Below are 16,950 nucleotides of genomic sequence, written 5' to 3'. Positions count from 1 at the left end.
ACTCCTTTCTGCTACCTAATCTTACTTGGCAGTTTTACCTTCTTTACGACGTACATATTCACCTTCGTAACGGATTCCTTTACCTTTATAAGGCTCTGGTGGGCGAATTGCTCTAATTTTAGAGGCAACAGCTCCAACAAGCTCCTTATCAATACCTTTAACAATAAGTTGTGTGTTTTTTGGTACGTCAATTTCAATCCCGTCAATTGGATCGATTTCTACAGGGTGTGAGTAACCAGCGTTGACGATTACTTTATTTCCCTGCTTCTGCGCACGGTAACCAACACCGATGATTTCAAGCGATTTTTCAAACCCTTTACTTACACCTTCAACCATATTGTTAATGAGGCTACGTGTCGTACCGTGTAATGCGCGATGATCCTTATGATCGCTTGGGCGCTCTAGCTTAATCACGTTGCCTTCCATGTTAACTTTAATATCTTGATGTAGATTTCTTGTTAATTCACCTTTAGGTCCTTTAACTGTAACGACAGTTCCATCGAATTTCACTTCTACTCCTTCAGGAACTTCGATTGGCTTCAGTCCTATACGAGACATTTCATGCACCTCCTCTTCTTTAACTACTCTATTACCACACGTATGCTAATACTTCGCCGCCAACAGCTTGAGAACGCGCTTCTTTGTCAGAAAGCACACCTTTTGAAGTTGAAACGATAGCAATTCCTAAACCGTTAAGTACACGTGGCACTTCATCAGCTTTCGCATAAACACGTAATCCTGGTTTACTTATACGTTTAATACCTGTAATTACACGCTCTTCGTTTGCTCCATATTTAAGGAAGATGCGAAGAACACCTTGCTTGTTATCTTCTACAAGCTCATAATCTGTAACGAAACCTTCTCGTTTAAGAATATCAGCGATCTCTTTTTTCATCTTTGATGCTGGAAGCTCTAACTTTTCATGTCTTACCATATTCGCATTACGAATGCGAGTAAGCATATCTGCAATTGGATCTGTCATAACCATTCATCATTACCTCCTTCCCAAAATCGGGTTTTACCAGCTTGCTTTTTTGACACCAGGAATTTGACCTTTATAGGCAAGTTCACGGAAACAAATACGGCAAAGTTTAAATTTACGGATTACAGAATGCGGACGTCCACAGCGCTCACAGCGTGTATATTCACGTACTTGGTATTTTTGCGGACGTTTTTGCTTTGCAATCATTGATTTTTTAGCCACTATTTTCCCTCCTTGTATTCGCTCTTTTGCTTACTTTTGGAAAGGCATGCCTAACTGAGTAAGAAGTTCACGAGCTTCTTCATCCGTGTTAGATGTTGTTACGATAACAATGTCCATTCCACGAATCTTACTCACTTTATCATAGTTAATTTCTGGGAAAATAAGCTGTTCTTTCACTCCTAAAGTGTAGTTTCCACGACCATCAAATGCCTTTTTAGACACACCACGGAAGTCACGTACACGTGGAAGTGATACAGCTACTAGTTTTTGTAAAAATTCGTACATACGCTCACCGCGAAGGGTTACTTTAGCACCAATCGGCATTCCTTCACGTAGGCGGAATCCAGCAATTGATTTTTTTGCACGAGTAATCATTGGCTTTTGTCCAGAAATTAACGCCAACTCTTCGACAGCATTATCTAAAGCTTTTGAGTTCTGAACAGCATCACCAACACCCATGTTCACTACTATTTTTTCAATAGCTGGTACTTGCATTACAGACTCATAGTTAAATTTATTCATTAAAGATGGTAGTACTTCATCTTGATATTTTTTCTTTAATTGATTCATCATGTCGCCCTCCTTTCGCTGAACCTATTTATCTAACGCTTCTCCGGATTTCTTAGCGATACGGACTTTCTTTCCATCACGTACTTCGTAACCAACACGGGTTGGCTCTCCGGTTTTACGATCTATTGGCATCACGTTAGAAACATGAATTGGTGCCTCCTGATTAAGAATTCCACCTTGTGGATTTTCTTGGGAAGGTTTGGCATGTTTTTTAATCATGTTAATTCCTTCTACAAGCACACGCTCTTTTTTTGGGTATGCTTCTAAGATAGTGCCTTCTTTTCCGCGGTCTTTGCCGGAAATAACTTTTACTTTATCACCTTTTTTTACATGCATGCTTAACGCACCTCCTAACAAGGCTAAATTTTAGCTTATAAAGGCTGTTCAAAATTTATAGGAAGAAGGCATCTTGAAATTCTGGTTGACTTTAAAAGCCTGTTGAAAATCAAAATTCAATCATCCTCTTTTTGAACACACACTTATAATACTTCTGGAGCAAGAGATACGATTTTCATGAATTTTGCATCACGCAATTCACGTGCAACTGGTCCAAAAATACGAGTTCCTCTTGGACTCTTATCATCACGAACAATTACCGCTGCATTTTCATCAAAACGAATATATGAACCATCTTTACGACGTGCACCAGATTTCGAACGTACAATAACAGCTCTTACAACATCACCTTTTTTGACAACGCCGCCTGGTGTTGCTTCTTTTACCGTACAAACAACAACGTCGCCAATATTAGCGGTTTTTCGTCCGGATCCGCCCAATACTTTAATAGTTAATAGTTCACGTGCACCAGAGTTATCTGCAACTTTTAAACGTGTTTCCTGTTGAATCATATCGCTGTAACCTCCCTTCGGATACCTTCCGAGCGAACTTTATTATATAATTACCGCTTCTTCAACAATCTCAACGAGGCGAAAATGTTTTGTAGCTGATAGCGGACGAGTTTCCATGATGCTTACGATATCGCCAACTTTTGCTTGGTTATTCTCATCATGTGCTTTGAATTTTTTTGAATATTTAACACGCTTGCCGTATAGCTTGTGGAATTTATATGTTTCCACTAGAACAGAAATGGTTTTATCCATTTTGTCAGAGACAACACGTCCAGTGTAAACTTTACGATCATTACGTTCTGTCATTTTGAGGTTTACCTCCTCTCGAGATTCTAGTTATTTACGCTTAATTCACGTTGACGAACAACAGTTTTCATGCGAGCAATTGACTTTCTTACCTGACGAATTCGTGCAGTGTTTTCTAGTTGGCCAGTTGCAAGCTGGAAGCGTAAGTTGAATAGCTCTTCTTTTAAGTCTTTTACTTTTTGTTCAATTTCGGCAGTGGTTAGTTCTCTAATCTCATTAGCCTTCATTGCTTTCACCACCAATTTCTTCACGTTTTACAAATTTTGTTTTAATCGGAAGTTTGTGAGAAGCAAGACGTAACGCTTCACGAGCAACTTCTTCTGGTACACCAGCGATTTCAAACATAATTTTTCCTGGTTTTACTACTGCTACCCATCCTTCTGGAGCACCTTTACCAGAACCCATACGAACCTCTAGGGGTTTTGCAGTATATGGTTTGTCAGGAAAGATTTTTATCCAAACTTTACCGCCACGTTTCATGTAACGAGTCATTGCAATACGAGCAGCCTCGATTTGACGGCTAGTAATCCACGACGCTTCTACTGCTTGTAGACCATATTCACCGAAAGCAACACTTGTGCCACCTTTGGCTTGGCCTCTCATTTTACCACGATGTTGTCTACGATATTTCACACGTTTAGGCATTAACATAATGCAGTGCCCCCTTCCTTATTTGTCAGTTTTCGTTGGAAGGACTTCTCCACGGTATACCCACACTTTGACACCTAACTTACCATACGTAGTGTCTGCTTCTGCTGTACCATAATCGATATCAGCTCTTAATGTGTGTAGTGGTACTGTCCCTTCACTATAATGTTCCGCACGAGCGATGTCTGCGCCACCTAGACGTCCGGATACTTGTGTTTTAATTCCTTTTGCGCCAGCACGCATCGCACGTTGAATGGATTGCTTTTGTGCACGACGGAAAGAAATACGATTTTCTAATTGACGAGCAATATTTTCAGCAACTAATTTTGCATCAAGATCTACTTTTTTAATTTCTACAATATTGATGTGAACTCGCTTGCCAGTTAAGCTATTTAAAGCTTTACGCAAAGATTCCACTTCAGAACCGCCTTTACCGATAACCATACCTGGTTTACCAGTGTGAATCGTAATATTCACTCGGTTTGCTGCACGCTCAATATCAATAGATGAAACAGCAGCTATTTTCAAGCGGTTTTCCAAGTATTCTCTAATCTTAATGTCTTCATGTAATAAGTCTGCATAGTCCTTGCCGGCATACCATTTTGACTCCCAGTCTTTAATGATGCCAACGCGAAGACCAGTTGGATTTACTTTTTGACCCACTGACTAACCCTCCTTTTTTTCTGTTACCACTACTGTAATGTGGCTTGTGCGTTTATTAATTCTACTTGCACGACCTTGTGCACGTGGACGGAAACGTTTCAAAGTAGCGCCTTCGTTTACATATGCTTCTGAAATGACCAGGTTATCTGTATCCATTTCATAATTGTGCTCTGCATTAGCAATCGCAGAGTTTAATACTTTTTCTACGACTGGAGAAGCACCGCGTTGTGTATGGCGTAAAATCGCAATTGCTTCACCTACATTTTTTCCTCGAATAAGATCAACGACTAATCGTACTTTACGAGGAGCAATACGAACCGATTTTGCAACGGCTTTAGCTTGCATGTTGTGTGCCTCCTCTCCTATTAGCGTTTTGTTTTCTTATCATCGCCACCGTGCCCTTTAAAGGTACGTGTTGGCGCGAATTCACCTAATTTATGTCCGACCATGTCTTCTGTAACGTAGACTGGTACATGCTTACGTCCGTCATATACCGCTATTGTATGTCCTACAAAATTAGGAAATATAGTTGAACGACGTGACCAAGTTTTAATTACTTGTTTTTTATCACTTTCGTTTAATGCTTCGATTTTTGACATAAGATGGTCATCTGCAAAAGGTCCTTTTTTCAAACTACGACCCATGGATAAACCTCCTTTCGCATTGGAGAGACGGGCTTATCTTCCCGCCACTATTTTTGGTTATTTTTTACGTTTACGAACGATATACTTATCAGATGGCTTGTTGCGTTGACGTGTCTTGTAACCAAGAGTTGGCTTACCCCAAGGTGACATTGGTGATTTACGACCGATTGGTGCGCGTCCTTCACCACCACCGTGTGGGTGATCATTCGGGTTCATAACAGACCCACGAACAGTTGGGCGAATGCCTAACCAACGAGAACGACCTGCTTTACCTACACGGATAAGCTCATGTTCGATATTACCGACTTGACCGACAGTTGCACGGCAAGAAGAAAGAATCAAACGAACTTCTCCTGAAGATAAACGAACTAACGTGTATTTACCGTCACGACCAAGGACTTGTGCTTCTGCACCGGCTGAACGAACAAGCTGTCCGCCACGTCCTGGCTTCAACTCAACATTATGAATAACTGTACCTACTGGGATATTTACTAATGGTAATGCATTTCCCATTTTAATATCCGCATCTTCACCAGAAATAATTTCTTGCCCCACTTTTATACCTTTTGGAGCTAATATATAACGTTTTTCACCATCAACATAATGAATTAATGCGATGTTTGCTGAACGGTTTGGATCATATTCAATAGTAGCAACGCGTCCTGGTATACCATCTTTATCACGCTTGAAATCGATGATACGGTATTGACGCTTGTGACCGCCACCTTGATGACGAACGGTTAACTTCCCTTGATGGTTACGACCACCACGTTTGTGTAGTGGAGCTAAAAGGGATTTCTCAGGCGTATCTGTAGTGATTTCTGCAAAATCAGATACGGACATATTACGTCTACCGTTGGACGTTGGTCTGAATTTTTTAATCGCCATCTTTATTTCCCTCCTTCACGAACTTTATAATTTATGCTTCAAAGAAATCTAATTCTTTACTGTCTTCAGAAAGCTGAACAACAGCTTTTTTACGATCTGAACGGTAGCCACCGTAACGACCCATACGCTTGAACTTACCTTTTACGTTTAACGTGTTCACTTTGATTACTTTCACTCCAAAAACTTGTTCTACAGCGTTTTTTATCTCTGTTTTATTCGCTTGAGGAGTTACTTCAAACGTGTACTTTTTTTCTGCCATTAAATCAGCTGAGTGTTCTGTAATGACAGGGCGCTTTATAATATCACGTGGATCTTTCATTATGCAAGCACCTCCCCTGCTTTTTCAGCTGCCTCTTTTGTTAAGATCAGCTTGTCATGGCCAAGCAAGTCTAATACATTCATTTCTTCCACTGTTAAAATAGAGACAGCCGGAAGATTATTTACGGAACGAACAACGTTCTCTTCTTTTTCAGTTACAACAATTAAAGCTTTTGCATCTACATTTAATGCTGCTAGCATTTTTACTGCTTCTTTTGTTTTTGGTTCAGCAAAAGTAAGACTTTCCAAGACAACAAGATTATTTTCTTTTGTTTTGGAAGAAAGCGCAGATTTAAGTGCTAAGCGACGGACTTTCTTTGGCAATTTATAGCTATAGCTGCGTGGTGTTGGTCCAAATACAGTACCTCCGCCAACCCACTGTGGGGAACGAATAGAACCTTGACGTGCACGACCAGTTCCTTTCTGACGCCATGGTTTACGACCACCACCGCGTACTTCAGAACGGTTTTTTACCGCATGCGTACCTTGACGTAAAGACGCACGTTGCATAACTACTGCTTCATGTAATACATGCTCATTTGGTTCAATTCCAAATACAGCTTCGTTTAATTCCAACTCACCAGCTTGAGCTCCATCTTGTTTTAGTAGTGCTACTTTAGGCATGACATATCCTCCCTTCGTCTGTATGATTAGTTAGCCTTGATTGCACTCGTTATTTTTACGAATGATTTCTTTGCACCTGGCACATTGCCTTTTACTAGTAGTAGATTACGTTCTTCGTCTACTTTTACTACTTCAAGGTTTTGGATCGTTACTTGTTCTCCACCCATACGTCCTGGAAGTGGTCTTCCTTTAAATACACGCATTGGGTCAACCGCACCTAACGAACCTGGTGCTCTATGATAGTGAGAACCATGAGTTTCTGGTCCACGTTGTTGATTGTGACGCTTAATCGAACCTTGGAATCCTTTACCTTTTGTAGTTCCTGTCACATCAATTTTATCACCAGAAGCAAATACGTTTACGCTCACTTCCTGACCAACTTCATATTCGTCAAGCTTCGCGTTACGGATTTCACGAACGTAGCGCTTAGGGTTTGTGTTTGCTTTTTCAGCATGACCTTTTTCCGCTTTATTCGTACGTGATTCCTTTACGTCAGCAACACCTAGTTGGATTGCTTCATAACCATCATTTTCTAATGTTCTCTTTTGTAATACGACGTTTGGCTCAGCTTCAATTACAGTTACAGGCATTAGTTCGCCTGTTTCAGAGAATAGCTGAGTCATGCCGATTTTACGACCTAAGATTCCTTTCGTCATCCGTTACACCTCCTATTAAAAACTTTCATTTATAGTTTAATTTCAATGTCTACACCAGACGGTAAGTCTAAACGCATTAGTGAATCAACAGTTTGCGGTGTAGGGTTAACAATGTCGATGAGACGTTTATGTGTACGCATCTCAAACTGCTCACGTGAATCCTTATATTTATGAACCGCACGTAAAACCGTGTAGACTGATTTTTCCGTAGGTAGTGGGATTGGTCCAGATACATTAGCACCAGAACGTTTCGCTGTATCTACAATTTTTTCAGCTGATTGATCTAAAATACGGTGATCATAAGCTTTCAAACGGATTCTAATCTTTTCTTTTGCCATTATTTTCCCTCCTTTATTCGCCCATTTATAATAGACATACTCTGCAGAAATTTCTTGGTAACTCCCGCCATGGCAAAGGGGCCGGGTGTGCCAACAACCTTCTGCTTCATCGCCTTTAGCAAGCAACATTCTTATTATATAGAATGTCATTTGTTTCTGCAATCTTTTTTATGAATAATGATTGCACATCTACATATTATACGTACTTTACTACTTGATTGCAAGGGGTTTTACAAAAAATTATTAATAAGTTTAGTCAAAACAGACTGCTTTTAATCATAGTAAATAGTTTTAAAAACTTTCGATTGAGATTTTTAAGTGGCAAGGTATAATACCATATTTATAGGACGAGATTTTTTTAAGTTAAGAGAAGGGTTTAGGGGATACGGTTGGGTGACTTTTAATACAAAGGCAATTGCTACTATGTATCGCCAAACTTAATAAAGATGAAAAGAAAAACAGAGGTTTATCTTTTATTCTTGTTTAGAGGTACGGTGATACGCTATCGTGTTGACTAACTTACAAAAAGCGTTAGAAAAATTGGGTCTAGCAACAAGTAACATGCTGATAAAACGCCTTTGTTTTATTTTTCTATATTGTAAAAAACACAGGTTACGTCGTCACGTAACCTGTGTTTCTAAACTTGGTGCTTACTCAATAATTTCTGATACAACACCAGATCCAACTGTACGGCCACCTTCACGGATAGAGAAGCGAGTACCGTCTTCAATTGCAATTGGTGAAATAAGCTCAACTGTCATTTCAATGTTATCGCCAGGCATTACCATTTCTGTTCCTTCTGGAAGTTGGATAACACCAGTTACATCCGTTGTACGGAAGTAAAACTGTGGACGATAGTTAGCAAAGAATGGAGTATGACGCCCACCTTCTTCTTTAGATAGAACATAAACTTCAGCTTTAAACTTTGTGTGAGGTGTGATTGAACCTGGTTTTGCTAGTACTTGACCACGGTTAATGTCTTCACGTGCTACACCACGAAGTAGTGCACCGATGTTGTCGCCAGCTTCTGCATAGTCAAGAAGCTTACGGAACATTTCTACACCAGTAACTGTAGTTTTTTGTGCTGCTTCGTTTAAGCCGATGATTTCTACTTCATCACCAACACGTACTTCTCCACGCTCAACACGACCAGTTGCAACAGTACCACGACCTGTAATAGAGAATACGTCCTCTACAGGCATCATGAATGGTTTGTCTTTATCGCGGTCTGGAGTTGGAATGTACTCATCAACAGCGTTCATTAATTCAACAATTTTTTCTTCGTATTCTTCTACTCCTTCAATTGCTTTCAATGCAGAACCAGCAATTACAGGAACATCATCACCTGGGAAGTCGTACTCAGTTAATAGATCGCGAACTTCCATTTCTACTAATTCTAATAGTTCTTCGTCGTCTACCATATCTACTTTGTTAAGGAATACTACAATAGAAGGTACACCAACGTTACGAGATAATAGGATGTGCTCACGAGTTTGTGGCATTGGGCCATCAGCAGCAGATACTACTAGGATAGCTCCGTCCATTTGTGCAGCACCTGTGATCATGTTTTTAACATAGTCAGCGTGACCTGGGCAGTCAACGTGTGCATAGTGACGCGTATCTGTTTCATATTCTACGTGTGAAGTAGCGATAGTAATTCCACGCTCTTTTTCTTCTGGTGCATTATCAATTTGGTCATACGCCATTTGCGTACCTTTACCAGATTTCTTATGCATTACAATTGTAATTGCAGCAGTTAACGTTGTTTTACCATGGTCAACGTGTCCAATTGTTCCAATGTTAACGTGACTTTTCGAGCGGTCGAACTTTTCTTTAGCCATTTATAGTTCCTCCTTTAAATAAATGAAATAGTTTATTTTAGAATGTTTAAGTAGCAAGAAACAATGGGTCAACATCACTTCTTAGCCTTTAATACAAGTTATACTTTAGATTTATGAAAAAATCAATTATTGACCAGCATTTTTCTTAATAATTTCTTCAGAAATACTCTTTGGTACTTCTTCGTAGTGATCAAAGTACATCGTAAATGTACCACGACCTTGTGTGTTAGAACGCAATGCTGTAGCGTAACCGAACATTTCAGAAAGTGGAACGAAGCCTTTTACCACTTGAGCAGGGCCTCTAGCTTCCATACCTTCTACACGTCCGCGACGAGAAGTAATATCACCCATAATGTCTCCCATATATTCTTCTGGGATAACAATTTCTACTTTAGCAATCGGCTCAAGAATAACTGGGTTACACTTATTTTTAGCAGCTTTTAGTGCCATAGAAGCCGCTACTTTAAATGCCATTTCGTTAGAGTCTACATCATGATAGCTTCCATCATACAATGTTGCTTTAATATCAATTAATGGATAACCAGCTAATACACCATTTTCCATTGATTCTTCAATACCAGCTTGAACAGATGGAATGTATTCACGTGGCACAACCCCACCGACAATCTTGTTCACAAATTCAAAGCCAGCGCCTTCTTCGTTAGGTTCAAATTTAATCCAAACGTGTCCGTATTGTCCACGACCACCAGATTGGCGAACAAATTTACCTTCTACTTCAGCAGCAGAGCGGAATGTCTCACGATAAGCAACCTGTGGCGCTCCAACGTTTGCTTCTACTTTGAATTCACGCTTCAAGCGGTCAACGATAACGTCAAGATGAAGTTCACCCATACCTGAAATAATCGTTTGGCCTGTTTCTTCATTTGTTTCTGTTTTAAAGGTTGGATCTTCTTCAGCTAGTTTCCCTAAAGCAATACCCATCTTATCTTGATCGGCTTTTGTTTTTGGTTCAATAGCTACTCCGATTACCGGCTCTGGGAAATCCATAGATTCAAGAATAACTAAATTCTTTTCATCACAAAGCGTATCACCAGTAGATGTATCTTTTAAACCAACAGCAGCTGCAATTTCACCAGCATATACAGTGGAAATCTCTTGTCTTGAATTTGCATGCATTTGTAGGATACGTCCAACACGCTCACGCTTATCTTTTACAGAGTTTTTCACATAAGAACCAGCATCTAATGTTCCTGAATATACTCGGAAGAAAGTAAGCTTACCAACATATGGATCTGTCATTACTTTAAACGCCAATGCTGAGAATGGTGCATTGTCTGTAGATGGACGAGTTACTTTTTCCTCTGTACCAGGGACAATCCCTTCAATATCAGCAACATCCGTAGGTGCTGGAAGATAATCAATCACACCATCAAGCATTAATTGTACACCTTTATTTTTGAATGCTGACCCACAATATACTGGGTAGAATTCAACATCTAGGGTAGCTTTACGGATAGCGACTCTTAACTCATCCTTAGAGATTTCTTCACCCTCTAAGTATTTCATCATTAAGTCTTCGTCAAGTTCAGCAACAGCTTCAATTAAGCTATTACGCCACTCTTGAGCTTTATCCTTTAAATCAGCCGGAATTTCACGAGTCTCTGCACGAGTTCCAAGATCATCTTCATAGAAGAATGCTTGCATGTCAATGAGGTCGATAATTCCTTCAAAGTTATCTTCTGCACCTACCGGAAGTTGAACCGGATGTGCATTAGCGCCTAGACGATCTTTTAACGTTTTTGTCGCATAAAGAAAATCAGCACCAATTTTATCCATTTTGTTAATGAAAACAATACGTGGTACACCGTATGTTGTAGCTTGGCGCCATACTGTTTCCGTTTGTGGTTCCACACCTGACTGCGCATCAAGAACGGTTACGGCGCCGTCTAACACACGTAATGAACGTTCAACTTCAACAGTGAAATCTACGTGTCCTGGTGTGTCAATAATGTTAATTCGATGGTTTTTCCATTGAGCAGTTGTTGCAGCTGAAGTAATAGTAATACCTCTTTCCTGCTCTTGCTCCATCCAGTCCATCTGTGAAGCACCTTCATGCGTTTCACCAATTTTATGAATGCGTCCTGTATAGAAAAGAATACGCTCCGTAGTAGTAGTTTTACCTGCATCAATGTGTGCCATAATACCAATATTTCGCGTCTTTTCCAAGGAGAACTCTCTAGCCATGTATTCTTCTCCTTTCTAGCTTGAATTTGATTTATTAATTTACCAGCGGTAATGAGCAAATGCTTTGTTAGCTTCTGCCATTTTATGCAGTTCTTCGCGTTTCTTCACAGAAGCACCTGTATTGTTAGAAGCATCTAAAATTTCATTAGCAAGACGTTCTTCCATTGTTTTTTCTCCGCGTAAACGAGAGTAATTAACAATATAACGTAGTCCTAGCGCTTGACGACGTTCTGGACGTACTTCCATTGGTACTTGGTAGTTTGATCCACCAACACGACGTGCACGTACTTCAAGAACAGGCATAACATTTTTCATCGCTTGTTCAAATACTTCCATTGCATTTTGGCCGCTTCTCTCAGCAACCAATTCAAATGCTTTATAAAGAATTTTTTGTGCTTTTCCTCTTTTTCCATCAACCATAATTTGATTGATTAAACGAGTCACAAGTTTTGAGTTGTAAAGCGGATCTGGTAAGACATCCCGTTTAGGTACTGGGCCTTTACGTGGCATATGTCCTTCCTCCTTTCCTATTGGGCTTTTTTAAAATATGCTTATTTCTTCGGTCTTTTCGTACCGTACTTAGAACGACCTTGCATTCTACCTTCTACACCTGCTGTATCCAACGCACCACGAACAATGTGATAACGAACACCAGGTAAGTCTTTTACACGACCACCACGAAGAAGTACAACGCTGTGTTCCTGAAGATTGTGACCAATTCCAGGAATGTATGCTGTTACTTCCATGTTGTTAGACAAACGTACACGAGCGTATTTACGAAGTGCTGAGTTTGGTTTCTTCGGTGTTAATGTTCCAACACGTGTACATACACCACGCTTTTGTGGAGAATTTTGGTCTGTAAATGTCTTCTTAAAGCTGTTATACCCCTTGTTTAGAGCTGGAGAGTCAGACTTTTTTGGTTTGCTCACGCGACCTTTACGCACTAATTGGTTAATTGTTGGCATAACTATTTCCTCCTTTCCGTCATGAATATATCACTAATTCAGCTTGAGTTTTGTAATCCCACACATCCAGGTGGTTCATCTTTGGGTAAAAAAACAGTTTTTATAATAACTCTAGTCCTGTTTTATACCAACAGCGGCTGCACCAACCTCGATACCACATGCTACTCCTAATTTCTTTTTAGAATCAACATGATGACAAGGAATGCCCAATTCTTCAGCTAAATGTGTAACCTTTTGTACCATATGTTGATCTGCATCAACAGCAACAAACACTTCGCTAATATGCCCATTTTTCATGGCTTTGAGCGTTTGTTTTGTTCCGATAATTACACTAGATTTCACTTGCATTACTTTTTCATAAGACATCTCATATCCTCCAAAGCACCAAGTATAACCGGAAGCACCTTGAATATTCTACCACTCTGCATTTTCTATGTCAACATGATTTACATATTTTTTACGCTTCCGCTTAAAAACTTATTCTATTTTGTATAGAACTGGTGAGTTTCCCACACCAAAATTGATATGGGAAACTACTTCATCCAGTTACTGAACTGTTTCTGTTTCTTCAATTGGTTCTGTCGTAATTGGTTCAGATGTAGCAGGTTTGATACGACGGTAACGCTGCATACCTGTTCCAGCAGGTACAAGTTTACCAATGATAACATTTTCTTTCAAACCAAGAAGCTCATCCCGTTTTCCTTTAATAGCTGCATCCGTTAATACTCTCGTTGTTTCTTGGAAAGATGCAGCAGATAAGAAGGAATCTGTCTCAAGTGATGCTTTTGTAATACCGAGTAACACAGGTTTACCTATAGCTGGTTGCTGTCCATCTTGTAGTACTTTACGGTTTGCATCACGGAACTGGTGCAACTCTAATAAAGAACCTGGCAGAACATCTGTATCTCCAGAGTCAATTACGCGAATCTTACGAAGCATTTGGCGAACCATAACTTCTACGTGTTTATCGCCAATTTCAACACCTTGCATACGGTATACGCGTTGAACTTCACGCAACAGGTAGTTTTGTACACCTTCTACACCTTGAACGCGTAATAAATCCTTAGGATCAATAGAACCTTCCGTTAGTTCTTGACCAGCAATAACCTTGTCACCAACGGTCACCTTCATGCGAGCATTGTAAGGCACTGCGTAAGAGCGTTGCTCAACATCGCCTTGAACGACAATCTCTTGTTTATCTTTCACTTCTTTAATTTCTTGTACGGTTCCGTATATTTCACTAATAACTGCTTGCCCTTTCGGATTACGAGCTTCAAACAACTCTTGAATACGTGGCAAACCTTGTGTAATATCGTCCCCGGCTACCCCACCAGTATGGAAAGTACGCATCGTTAGCTGTGTTCCTGGCTCACCAATGGATTGAGCTGCAATAATTCCTACTGCTTCCCCAACTTCTACATCAGCACCAGTTGCCAAGTTTCTTCCATAACATTTTTGACATACACCATGCTTCGTATTACAAGTGAATGCACTACGTATGGTTACTTTTTCAATACCAGCATTGGTAATTTCTTTTGCTTGATCCTCGCTAATAATTTCATTTGCTTCAACAATGACTTCATTCGTTTCTGGATGCTTAATATCATAGAATGCCGTACGCCCTATTAAGCGATCAACTAATGGTTCGATCATTTCCGTACCATCTTGTAAGGCAGTTACAGTCAAGCCACGATCTGTCCCACAATCATCTTCTCGTATGATAACGTCTTGCGCCACATCAACAAGACGACGTGTTAGGTATCCTGAGTCAGCTGTTTTCAATGCTGTATCCGCAAGACCTTTACGAGCACCGTGCGTAGATATAAAGTACTCTAATACGGTTAAACCTTCACGGAAGCTTGATTTAATCGGTAATTCAATAATCTTACCAGCCGGGTTAGCCATTAAACCACGCATACCTGCAAGCTGCGTAAAGTTTGAGGCGTTACCACGAGCACCAGAATCACTCATCATATAAATCGGGTTTCTTTCGCTAAGGGATAACATCAACTTATCCTGTATCGTATCTTTGGCTTGTGACCAAATTGCAATAACGCGGTCGTACCTTTCATCATCCGTAATTAATCCTCTACGGAATTGTTTTAGTACTTTATCTACTTTATTTTGTGCTTCTTCAAGGATCGTTTCTTTTTCTTTAAGTACAACAATATCAGAAACACCGACTGTCATACCTGCTTTTGTGGAATAGCTAAAGCCAAGATCCTTCATTCTATCAAGCATTTTAGATGTTTCACTAATTTTAAACCGTTTAAAGACTTCAGCGATAATATCTCCTAAGAAGCCTTTCTTAAATGGTTTTACCAACTCAAATGACTTAATAAGCTCAGGGATATTCGCACCCTTTTCCACAAAATACTTTTCTGGTGTATGATACTCTAAGTTCTCTTTTGTTGGCTCATTTATATAAGGGAAGGAGTCTGATAAGATTTCGTTGAAAATCAGCTTCCCAACTGTTGTAATAAGCAATTGTGATTTTTGCTTTTCCGTAAATGTTTGGTTATTTAAACCTGATGCGTGTACAGCAACACGGGTGTGTAGATGTACATACCCATTCCGATAAGCCAACACCGCTTCATTCGTATCGTTAAAGACAGATCCTTCTCCGATAGCATTTTCTCGTTCTAAAGTAAGATAATAGTTTCCTAATACCATATCCTGAGATGGTGTTACAACTGGTTTTCCATCTTTAGGATTTAAAATATTTTGAGCTGCAAGCATTAAAATTCTTGCTTCCGCTTGAGCTTCTCCAGACAACGGTACGTGCACAGCCATTTGGTCCCCATCAAAGTCGGCATTATACGCCGTACAAACTAATGGGTGCAAACGAATTGCACGACCTTCTACAAGTGTCGGCTCAAAAGCTTGGATTCCAAGTCTGTGTAATGTTGGTGCGCGGTTAAGCAATACAGGATGCTCTTTAATAACTTCTTCTAAGACATCCCACACTTCAGGGTGCACACGCTCAATTTTCCGCTTGGCAGACTTGATATTATGTGCAATTCCTTTTTCCACTAGCTCTCTCATCACAAATGGCTTAAATAGCTCTAAGGCCATTTCTTTTGGTAGTCCACATTGGTACATTTTCAAATGCGGCCCAACTACGATAACAGAACGACCGGAGTAATCCACACGTTTACCTAGTAGGTTTTGACGGAAACGTCCTTGCTTCCCTTTCAACATATGAGACAAGGATTTCAATGGACGGTTACCTGGTCCAGTTACTGGACGGCCACGACGACCATTGTCAATTAGGGCATCTACAGCTTCCTGAAGCATACGCTTTTCGTTTTGCACGATAATGCTTGGTGCTCCAAGATCTAATAAACGTTTTAACCGATTGTTTCGATTAATTACACGACGGTATAAATCATTTAAGTCAGAAGTAGCAAAACGACCCCCATCGAGCTGCACCATTGGGCGAATTTCAGGTGGGATGACTGGTAACACGTCTAAAACCATCCAAGATGTTTCGTTTCCGGAATGACGGAACGATTCTAATACTTCTAAACGCTTGATCGCACGCGTTCTACGTTGTCCTTGTGCTGTTTTTAGTTCTTCTTTTAAAATACCTGCTTCTTTTTCTAAGTCTATATCCTGAAGTAATTTACGGATTGCTTCAGCTCCCATTTGTGCTTTAAAAGACTTACCATATTTATCGTAGTATGCACGGTATTCTTTTTCTGATAGGAGTTGTTTTTTCTCTAACGGTGTGTCACCTGCTTCCGTAACGATATAAGCAGCGAAGTAAATGACTTCCTCTAACGCACGAGGTGACATATCTAAGACAAGCCCCATACGACTTGGAATACCTTTAAAGTACCATATGTGAGATACAGGTGCAGCAAGTTCAATATGCCCCATCCGCTCACGACGAACTTTTGCTTTTGTCACTTCAACACCACAGCGATCACAAACCACGCCTTTATAGCGCACGCGCTTATATTTTCCACAGTGACATTCCCAATCTTTTTGTGGACCAAAAATCCGCTCACAGAACAATCCGTCTTTTTCAGGCTTCAATGTTCGATAATTAATCGTTTCTGGTTTTTTTACCTCACCATGTGACCAAGAGCGAATTTTCTCTGGTGAAGCTAAACCAATTTTCATATACTCAAAGTTATTTACATCTAGCAAGGGGTCAACCTCCCTCTTAGTGTCCGATTTTACCAAGCTATCAACGGTTACTTTAAGAAAACACAGCTACTATATTA

23 protein-coding genes are annotated in these 16,950 nt (G+C 40.0%); all 23 read right to left on the bottom strand.

The genetic code is table 11. The annotated features are described in order from the left end of the window. Positions 1-21 precede the first annotated feature (21 nt). Positions 22-558 carry a 50S ribosomal protein L6 gene (gene rplF, locus D9780_RS19210; protein ID WP_077706771.1) on the bottom strand — a complete coding sequence of 179 codons (537 nt, stop codon included), beginning with the start codon at positions 556-558 and terminating at the stop codon, positions 22-24. A 31-nt stretch (positions 559-589) separates the two neighbouring features. Continuing rightward, complete coding sequence (gene rpsH, locus D9780_RS19205) at positions 590-988, bottom strand: 30S ribosomal protein S8 (protein ID WP_073012603.1); 399 nt, start codon at positions 986-988, stop codon at positions 590-592. Positions 989-1,018: 30 nt separating this feature from the next. Next, positions 1,019-1,204 (bottom strand): type Z 30S ribosomal protein S14, encoded by a 186-nt coding sequence (locus tag D9780_RS19200; protein ID WP_019375521.1) that lies wholly within the window; start codon positions 1,202-1,204, stop codon positions 1,019-1,021. 30 nt (positions 1,205-1,234) lie between these two features. Further along, positions 1,235-1,774, bottom strand: a complete 540-nt coding sequence (gene rplE / locus D9780_RS19195) for a 50S ribosomal protein L5 (RefSeq protein ID WP_073012600.1) — start codon at positions 1,772-1,774, stop codon at positions 1,235-1,237. 24 nt (positions 1,775-1,798) lie between these two features. Continuing rightward, entirely contained in the window at positions 1,799-2,110 is a 312-nt protein-coding gene (gene rplX, locus D9780_RS19190; protein ID WP_073012598.1) for a 50S ribosomal protein L24, read from the bottom strand. Positions 2,111-2,253: 143 nt separating this feature from the next. After that, entirely contained in the window at positions 2,254-2,622 is a 369-nt protein-coding gene (gene rplN / locus D9780_RS19185) for a 50S ribosomal protein L14 (RefSeq protein WP_073012595.1), read from the bottom strand. A gap of 42 nt (positions 2,623-2,664) precedes the next feature. Beyond that, positions 2,665-2,928 carry a 30S ribosomal protein S17 gene (rpsQ, locus tag D9780_RS19180; protein WP_050349629.1) on the bottom strand — a complete coding sequence of 88 codons (264 nt, stop codon included), beginning with the start codon at positions 2,926-2,928 and terminating at the stop codon, positions 2,665-2,667. A gap of 26 nt (positions 2,929-2,954) precedes the next feature. Beyond that, on the bottom strand, positions 2,955-3,155 hold the full coding sequence (gene rpmC / locus D9780_RS19175; RefSeq protein ID WP_073012592.1) for a 50S ribosomal protein L29: 201 nt from the start codon (positions 3,153-3,155) through the stop codon (positions 2,955-2,957). Continuing rightward, positions 3,145-3,579, bottom strand: coding sequence for a 50S ribosomal protein L16 (gene rplP, locus D9780_RS19170; protein WP_073012590.1), 435 nt, complete (start codon positions 3,577-3,579; stop codon positions 3,145-3,147). The genes rpmC and rplP overlap by 11 nt, the downstream gene beginning before the upstream one ends. A gap of 18 nt (positions 3,580-3,597) precedes the next feature. Further along, positions 3,598-4,239: a 30S ribosomal protein S3 gene (gene rpsC, locus D9780_RS19165; RefSeq protein ID WP_116279174.1), complete on the bottom strand. Its 642-nt coding sequence runs from the start codon at positions 4,237-4,239 to the stop codon at positions 3,598-3,600. A 3-nt stretch (positions 4,240-4,242) separates the two neighbouring features. Continuing rightward, positions 4,243-4,584: a 50S ribosomal protein L22 gene (gene rplV, locus D9780_RS19160; RefSeq protein WP_073012585.1), complete on the bottom strand. Its 342-nt coding sequence runs from the start codon at positions 4,582-4,584 to the stop codon at positions 4,243-4,245. Positions 4,585-4,604: 20 nt separating this feature from the next. Beyond that, positions 4,605-4,883: a 30S ribosomal protein S19 gene (gene rpsS, locus D9780_RS19155; RefSeq protein ID WP_073012582.1), complete on the bottom strand. Its 279-nt coding sequence runs from the start codon at positions 4,881-4,883 to the stop codon at positions 4,605-4,607. A gap of 57 nt (positions 4,884-4,940) precedes the next feature. Beyond that, positions 4,941-5,771, bottom strand: a complete 831-nt coding sequence (gene rplB, locus D9780_RS19150) for a 50S ribosomal protein L2 (RefSeq protein WP_073012579.1) — start codon at positions 5,769-5,771, stop codon at positions 4,941-4,943. 31 nt (positions 5,772-5,802) lie between these two features. Next, positions 5,803-6,090, bottom strand: coding sequence for a 50S ribosomal protein L23 (gene rplW, locus D9780_RS19145; protein WP_073012576.1), 288 nt, complete (start codon positions 6,088-6,090; stop codon positions 5,803-5,805). Beyond that, positions 6,090-6,713, bottom strand: coding sequence for a 50S ribosomal protein L4 (gene rplD, locus D9780_RS19140; RefSeq protein WP_073012573.1), 624 nt, complete (start codon positions 6,711-6,713; stop codon positions 6,090-6,092). The genes rplW and rplD overlap by 1 nt, the downstream gene beginning before the upstream one ends. A gap of 26 nt (positions 6,714-6,739) precedes the next feature. Next, entirely contained in the window at positions 6,740-7,369 is a 630-nt protein-coding gene (gene rplC, locus D9780_RS19135) for a 50S ribosomal protein L3 (protein WP_121641189.1), read from the bottom strand. A gap of 29 nt (positions 7,370-7,398) precedes the next feature. After that, positions 7,399-7,707 carry a 30S ribosomal protein S10 gene (gene rpsJ, locus D9780_RS19130; protein ID WP_021292712.1) on the bottom strand — a complete coding sequence of 103 codons (309 nt, stop codon included), beginning with the start codon at positions 7,705-7,707 and terminating at the stop codon, positions 7,399-7,401. Positions 7,708-8,357: 650 nt separating this feature from the next. Beyond that, positions 8,358-9,548 (bottom strand): elongation factor Tu, encoded by a 1,191-nt coding sequence (tuf, locus tag D9780_RS19125; RefSeq protein ID WP_116279130.1) that lies wholly within the window; start codon positions 9,546-9,548, stop codon positions 8,358-8,360. A gap of 126 nt (positions 9,549-9,674) precedes the next feature. Continuing rightward, a complete protein-coding gene (gene fusA / locus D9780_RS19120) occupies positions 9,675-11,753 on the bottom strand; it encodes an elongation factor G (RefSeq protein WP_121641188.1) in 2,079 nt (692 codons plus the stop codon). Between the two features lie 39 nt (positions 11,754-11,792). Beyond that, positions 11,793-12,263, bottom strand: coding sequence for a 30S ribosomal protein S7 (gene rpsG / locus D9780_RS19115; RefSeq protein WP_073012561.1), 471 nt, complete (start codon positions 12,261-12,263; stop codon positions 11,793-11,795). 41 nt (positions 12,264-12,304) lie between these two features. Then, complete coding sequence (rpsL, locus tag D9780_RS19110; protein WP_073012557.1) at positions 12,305-12,718, bottom strand: 30S ribosomal protein S12; 414 nt, start codon at positions 12,716-12,718, stop codon at positions 12,305-12,307. Positions 12,719-12,829: 111 nt separating this feature from the next. Then, complete coding sequence (locus tag D9780_RS19105; RefSeq protein WP_073012554.1) at positions 12,830-13,084, bottom strand: 50S ribosomal protein L7ae-like protein; 255 nt, start codon at positions 13,082-13,084, stop codon at positions 12,830-12,832. A gap of 180 nt (positions 13,085-13,264) precedes the next feature. Further along, complete coding sequence (gene rpoC, locus D9780_RS19100) at positions 13,265-16,873, bottom strand: DNA-directed RNA polymerase subunit beta' (RefSeq protein WP_116279128.1); 3,609 nt, start codon at positions 16,871-16,873, stop codon at positions 13,265-13,267. Between the last annotated feature and the right edge of the window lie 77 nt (positions 16,874-16,950).

The organism is Virgibacillus sp. Bac330 (genome assembly GCF_003667845.1).
Lineage (GTDB): Bacteria > Bacillota > Bacilli > Bacillales > Amphibacillaceae > Virgibacillus > Virgibacillus chiguensis.
The sequence above is the reverse complement of the archived record's forward strand: the minus strand, read 5'-3'. Positions and strand labels throughout refer to the sequence as shown.

Excerpts from the sequence above, each read along its gene's own strand:
- rplF (WP_077706771.1), bottom strand. The coding sequence starts at position 558 with ATGTCTCGTATAGGACTGAAGCCAATCGAAGTTCCTGAAGGAGTAGAA.
- rpsH (WP_073012603.1), bottom strand. The coding sequence starts at position 988 with ATGGTTATGACAGATCCAATTGCAGATATGCTTACTCGCATTCGTAAT.
- rplE (WP_073012600.1), bottom strand. The coding sequence starts at position 1,774 with ATGAATCAATTAAAGAAAAAATATCAAGATGAAGTACTACCATCTTTA.
- rplX (WP_073012598.1), bottom strand. The coding sequence starts at position 2,110 with ATGCATGTAAAAAAAGGTGATAAAGTAAAAGTTATTTCCGGCAAAGAC.
- rplN (WP_073012595.1), bottom strand. The coding sequence starts at position 2,622 with ATGATTCAACAGGAAACACGTTTAAAAGTTGCAGATAACTCTGGTGCA.
- rpsQ (WP_050349629.1), bottom strand. The coding sequence starts at position 2,928 with ATGACAGAACGTAATGATCGTAAAGTTTACACTGGACGTGTTGTCTCT.
- rpmC (WP_073012592.1), bottom strand. The coding sequence starts at position 3,155 with ATGAAGGCTAATGAGATTAGAGAACTAACCACTGCCGAAATTGAACAA.
- rplP (WP_073012590.1), bottom strand. The coding sequence starts at position 3,579 with ATGTTAATGCCTAAACGTGTGAAATATCGTAGACAACATCGTGGTAAA.
- rplV (WP_073012585.1), bottom strand. The coding sequence starts at position 4,584 with ATGCAAGCTAAAGCCGTTGCAAAATCGGTTCGTATTGCTCCTCGTAAA.
- rpsS (WP_073012582.1), bottom strand. The coding sequence starts at position 4,883 with ATGGGTCGTAGTTTGAAAAAAGGACCTTTTGCAGATGACCATCTTATG.
- rplB (WP_073012579.1), bottom strand. The coding sequence starts at position 5,771 with ATGGCGATTAAAAAATTCAGACCAACGTCCAACGGTAGACGTAATATG.
- rplW (WP_073012576.1), bottom strand. The coding sequence starts at position 6,090 with ATGAAAGATCCACGTGATATTATAAAGCGCCCTGTCATTACAGAACAC.
- rplD (WP_073012573.1), bottom strand. The coding sequence starts at position 6,713 with ATGCCTAAAGTAGCACTACTAAAACAAGATGGAGCTCAAGCTGGTGAG.
- rplC (WP_121641189.1), bottom strand. The coding sequence starts at position 7,369 with ATGACGAAAGGAATCTTAGGTCGTAAAATCGGCATGACTCAGCTATTC.
- rpsJ (WP_021292712.1), bottom strand. The coding sequence starts at position 7,707 with ATGGCAAAAGAAAAGATTAGAATCCGTTTGAAAGCTTATGATCACCGT.
- tuf (WP_116279130.1), bottom strand. The coding sequence starts at position 9,548 with ATGGCTAAAGAAAAGTTCGACCGCTCGAAAAGTCACGTTAACATTGGA.
- fusA (WP_121641188.1), bottom strand. The coding sequence starts at position 11,753 with ATGGCTAGAGAGTTCTCCTTGGAAAAGACGCGAAATATTGGTATTATG.
- rpsG (WP_073012561.1), bottom strand. The coding sequence starts at position 12,263 with ATGCCACGTAAAGGCCCAGTACCTAAACGGGATGTCTTACCAGATCCG.
- rpsL (WP_073012557.1), bottom strand. The coding sequence starts at position 12,718 with ATGCCAACAATTAACCAATTAGTGCGTAAAGGTCGCGTGAGCAAACCA.
- D9780_RS19105 (WP_073012554.1), bottom strand. The coding sequence starts at position 13,084 with ATGTCTTATGAAAAAGTAATGCAAGTGAAATCTAGTGTAATTATCGGA.